This is a genomic window from Thiocapsa sp. (assembly GCF_011390875.1).
Taxonomy (GTDB): Bacteria; Pseudomonadota; Gammaproteobacteria; order Chromatiales; family Chromatiaceae; genus Thiocapsa.
Map to the genome: position 1 here is coordinate 1 of NZ_JAABRP010000303.1, position 4,173 is coordinate 4,173.

Below are 4,173 nucleotides of genomic sequence, written 5' to 3' on the forward strand. Positions count from 1 at the left end.
CATGCGCGCCCGCCAGGCTCATCGCGATGCGGACGGTTCGGTCGGTCAGGCAGCGGCTCGGGGTCTAGGCGTCCCCGCATTGGTGCAACCCTCGACCCGAAACGGGTCGAGGGTCCTATCGACGTCAGAGCGCGCGGCAGTCCGCGAGGACGACTTCGGTCTTGGTTCCGCCGGAGCGCGAGCCTTGGGCTTCCATCGCCTCGACGACATCCATGCCCTCGACGACCTTGCCGAACACGACATGCTTGCCATCTAGGAAAGGTGTCGCATCGACCGTGATGAAGAACTGCGACCCATTGGTATTGGGCCCGGCGTTCGCCATCGAGACGATGCCCGCCCCGGTGTGCTTGAGCTCGAAGTTCTCGTCGGCGAACTTCTCGCCGTAGATGGACTCGCCGCCCGTGCCGTTGCCGCGAGTGAAGTCCCCGCCTTGGATCATGAAGCCCGGGATGATGCGATGGAACGGACTGCCGGCATAGGACAGCGGCTTGCCGCTCTTGCCCATGCCCTTCTCGCCGGTGCAGAGCGCGCGGAAGTTCTCGGCCGTCTTCGGGACGACGTCGGCGAACAGTTCGATCGTGATGGTGCCGGCGGGCTCGCCGCCGATCGTTACGTCCAACGCGACCTTGGGGTTGTCAGCAAGTGCGGGTGTCGTCATAGCAGCTAAGAGTACCGTGGTGAGATAGAGGGATGGTTTTGACATGGTCAATTCCTGTCGTGGTGAAACGTTGTGAGGGATCGTCGGAAAAAAGTCGGGGAAAGCCGGGTGTCATGCGACCGGCGGCTCGGTCTCGCTCCCGATGAGCCCGTCCGGCGGAGGAAATCGTGCGACCAACGTCTCGGGCAGCTCCCCGCGTCCGGCTTGGTAGAGTGCGCCGGACTCAAGCATGATGGTGACCATGACGGCAAGCAACAGGGGCACCACGCCGATGCGGGCCCAAATGGCGCTTGCCATGTCCTGAGACTCGATCTTATGCCGCTCCATCTCCTGCATCGCCGGCGGCAGGGTCTTGAGCTGTGCCGCGATCTCGGTCTCGTCCGTCCTGCCGAGCAGGGCAACGCTCAGGATCGCGGCACACACCAGATAGGCGATCAGGATCAGCCGATAGCGGCTCGCGGCCAATCGCCAGTGGGTTGCGGCAAACCAGCTCATGTCCTTGCCGGGTCGCCGAGACTTGATCCAGGTGACGCCGATCAGCAGCAAGGAGAGGGCGAGCGGAATCGACACCGCAAGCCACTTGTAGCGCCCGATCACGGAATCCGGCTCCGCCATCGAGCCCGCGAGCAGCGCCACCCCGATCAGGAGGTTGAAGACGATCAGGTTGACCATCGCCAGCTCATGCGGCGTCTTGGCCTTGCGGCGGGTTGTGTCGTCTACGGGGAAGAACATGGCTGTCGCGTCCGTGGAGGTCAATCGGAACGTTCGATCCGGGCCGCGCTTAAACCGCACCCGGAGCCGCCGCCATTTTGGAGCCTCTGCTCCCGAGAACGCAAACCCGACCGGTCCGGACCTGCGCGGCGGCGCGCTCTGGTTTATGCGATCATTTGCGCGACCGTCACGACAACGACATCATGAGGAGCCAGGACGAGGATGCCCGAGATCACCCCCTACGCCGACAACAGCGCCGAGGCCATGCTGCGCGTCATCTCACTCTTCATCATCGGCGATGGCGAGGTGAAGGACGAGGAGATGGACATGCTCGAGGAGATCGGTGTCTTCGAGCGCTTCGGCGTCGACCGCGACGACTTTGCCAAGGTCTTCGACGGCTACTGCGACGACCTCATCGCCCATGCAGGTACCGCGCGCTTCGTGGGACTCGCCGACCCGGATTGGGTCGACACCGTCCTGGCGCCGGTCACGGATCGTATCTCGCGTCGGAACTTGGCCCGGATACTTCTGCTGCTGGCGCGCTCGGACGGCTTTTTTTCCGACGCCGAGCTTGTGATCTATCGCCAGATGCTCGACCGCTGGGAGATCGATATCGACTCACTCGCCGAGCCGGACTGAGCGGCGGCCGGTACGGGGCCGTCCGGCGCGTGCCGCACGCGGCCCGGCTCAACAGCGCGGACAAGGTTCCACCGGCTGTCGCTCTTGAGTCCAGCCGGCCCCGGCGCGGCTTCCGACCATCCCTTCGCCGACGTTGTAGACGTTGGTGAATCCGCGGTCGATGAGCGATTTCTGCATCTGACCGCTGCGGTTGCCGGTGCGACACTTGACGCCCCGACCGCTCGGCACCGTACCTCTGCGCGTTGCCGGCCGCGGTTCCTCTGATCAACGCCATCGCCACACACGGAGTGCCTGTCATGACCCAGTCCATCCTCGTCGGCAAAGGAACCGAGCCGGTCTCGATCCTCTCGCGCATGGCCAACCGGCACGGGCTGGTCGCGGGTGCGACGGGTACGGGCAAAACGGTGACTCTGCAGCGGCTCGCCGAGCAATTCAGTCGCATCGGCGTACCTGTGTTCCTCGCCGACATCAAGGGCGATCTGGCGGGCATCAGCCAGCCGGGCGGCGGCAACCGGCGTGTCGTCGAGCGTGTCGCCGAGATGGGCCTGGAGCAGGAGGAAGGCTTCGCCTTTGCCGGCAATCCGGTGATGTTCTGGGACATCCAGGGCGAGCAGGGTCACCCGGTCCGCACCACCTTGACCGAGATGGGACCGCTGCTCCTGTCGCGTTTGCTCAATCTCAACGAGGTGCAGGAAGGCGTCATCAACATCGTCTTCCATGTCGCCGACGAGAACGGCTGGCTACTCCTGGATCTCAAGGATCTGCGCGCCTTGTTGGCGCATGTGGCGGAGAACGCCGCGGAGCTCCAGACCCGTTACGGCAACGTCTCGTCGGCGAGCGTGGGCGCAATTCAACGCCGCCTGCTGGTCATCGAGAAGCAGGGCGGAGACCTGCTCTTCGGCGAGCCCGCGCTCACGCTGCAGGACATGATGCAGACCGACGAGCAGGGCCACGGCTACATCAACATCCTGGCTGCGGACAAGCTGATCCACACCCCGGAGATCTACTCCACGTTCCTGCTCTGGCTCCTGTCCGAGCTGTTCGAGGAGTTGCCCGAGGCGGGCGATCAGGACAAGCCCAAGCTGGTCTTCTTTTTCGACGAGGCCCATCTGCTCTTTAAGGATGCGCCCAAGGTCCTGCTCGACAAGATCGAGCAGGTCGTGCGCCTGATCCGCTCCAAGGGTGTCGGGGTCTATTTCGTGACACAGAATCCGATGGATGTCCCTGATACCGTCCTCGGACAACTCGGAAACCGCATCCAGCACGCCTTGCGTGCCTTCACGCCGCGCGACCAGCGCGCGGTGCGGGTCGCCGCCGAGACCTTCCGGCAGAATCCGGCGCTCGACACAGCGGCCACCATCACCGCACTCGGCGTCGGCGAGGCGCTCGTCTCGACCCTCGACGAGCAGGGGATTCCGGGCATCGTCCAGCGGGTCAATGTTGCGCCGCCCGGAAGCCATCTCGGCCCCATCGAGCCAGAGGTTCGCAAGGCCGTCATGGATCAGTCGTTGGTGAAGGGTATCTACGACGTCACGGTCGACCGAGTCTCCGCCTACGAGATCCTCGAGCAGCGTGCCGAGCAGGCCGCCACGGCCTCGGCCGCGCCCGAGATCCCGGATTTGTCCGAGTACTTCGGCCGCAGCGGCAAGACCGCCCAGACGTCATCGACCGGCAAAGCCCCCGCCCGACGCTCCAGCACGCGCCAGACCCCGGTCGAAGCCTTTGCGACCAGCGCCATGCGCTCGCTCGGCAGCCAGATCGGCCGTCAGCTGATCCGCGGGATCATGGGCTCGCTGACCGGCGGGAGTACGCGCGGGCGCAGGTGACGCGGACGAGACCGAATCACAGCGTCGATGGGCGCCGGGCGATTTCCGTCGAGGGCAAGCAAGAGGGTTTCGCTATGTATGTCGTCACGAATCGGAAGGTCAACGCTCGCAGGGAAGGTCTGGATCTCTTCGGCGATACGCCGAATACCGTCGGCCCCAACGAGCTGCGGCTCGTGAAGGTCACCACGCAAGGCTCCCATTACACCACCGAGCTGCTCACCGATAAGCTGACACAGGCCGAAGTGCGAGAGCTGAAGCGACGCCACGCGCTCGACATCGACGAGCGTGAGGATTGGTACGCGAGCCTGCGGGTCGCCTGCGAGTTGATGGAGCAGGCGG

Annotated in this window: 4 protein-coding genes and 1 pseudogene; 3 read left to right on the top strand and 2 right to left on the bottom strand. The window is 64.7% G+C overall.

Going from position 1 to position 4,173, the window contains the following annotated elements; translation table 11 throughout:
* Window positions 1-124: 124 nt before the first annotated feature.
* A complete protein-coding gene (locus GPT33_RS17445; protein ID WP_296811577.1) occupies window positions 125-703 on the bottom strand; it encodes a peptidylprolyl isomerase in 579 nt (192 codons plus the stop codon).
* A 66-nt stretch (window positions 704-769) separates the two neighbouring features.
* Entirely contained in the window at window positions 770-1,390 is a 621-nt protein-coding gene (locus GPT33_RS17450) for a hypothetical protein (RefSeq protein ID WP_296811581.1), read from the bottom strand.
* 201 nt (window positions 1,391-1,591) lie between these two features.
* Between GPT33_RS17450 and GPT33_RS17455 the strand changes: the two genes are divergently transcribed.
* From GPT33_RS17455 to GPT33_RS17465, 3 genes and pseudogenes are all read left to right on the top strand, one after another.
* Complete coding sequence (locus GPT33_RS17455) at window positions 1,592-2,008, top strand: TerB family tellurite resistance protein (protein ID WP_296811585.1); 417 nt, start codon at window positions 1,592-1,594, stop codon at window positions 2,006-2,008.
* A gap of 296 nt (window positions 2,009-2,304) precedes the next feature.
* A complete protein-coding gene (locus tag GPT33_RS17460) occupies window positions 2,305-3,834 on the top strand; it encodes a helicase HerA-like domain-containing protein (protein ID WP_296811586.1) in 1,530 nt (509 codons plus the stop codon).
* Window positions 3,831-4,173 (top strand): annotated as a pseudogene (locus GPT33_RS17465) (hypothetical protein); the annotation flags it as partial. The gene GPT33_RS17460 and the pseudogene GPT33_RS17465, both read left to right, overlap by 4 nt.

Bases quoted from the DNA above. Each gene is read 5' to 3' on its own strand.
- GPT33_RS17445 (WP_296811577.1), bottom strand. From the start codon at position 703: ATGTCAAAACCATCCCTCTATCTCACCACGGTACTCTTAGCTGCTATG.
- GPT33_RS17450 (WP_296811581.1), bottom strand. From the start codon at position 1,390: ATGTTCTTCCCCGTAGACGACACAACCCGCCGCAAGGCCAAGACGCCG.
- GPT33_RS17455 (WP_296811585.1), top strand. From the start codon at position 1,592: ATGCCCGAGATCACCCCCTACGCCGACAACAGCGCCGAGGCCATGCTG.
- GPT33_RS17460 (WP_296811586.1), top strand. From the start codon at position 2,305: ATGACCCAGTCCATCCTCGTCGGCAAAGGAACCGAGCCGGTCTCGATC.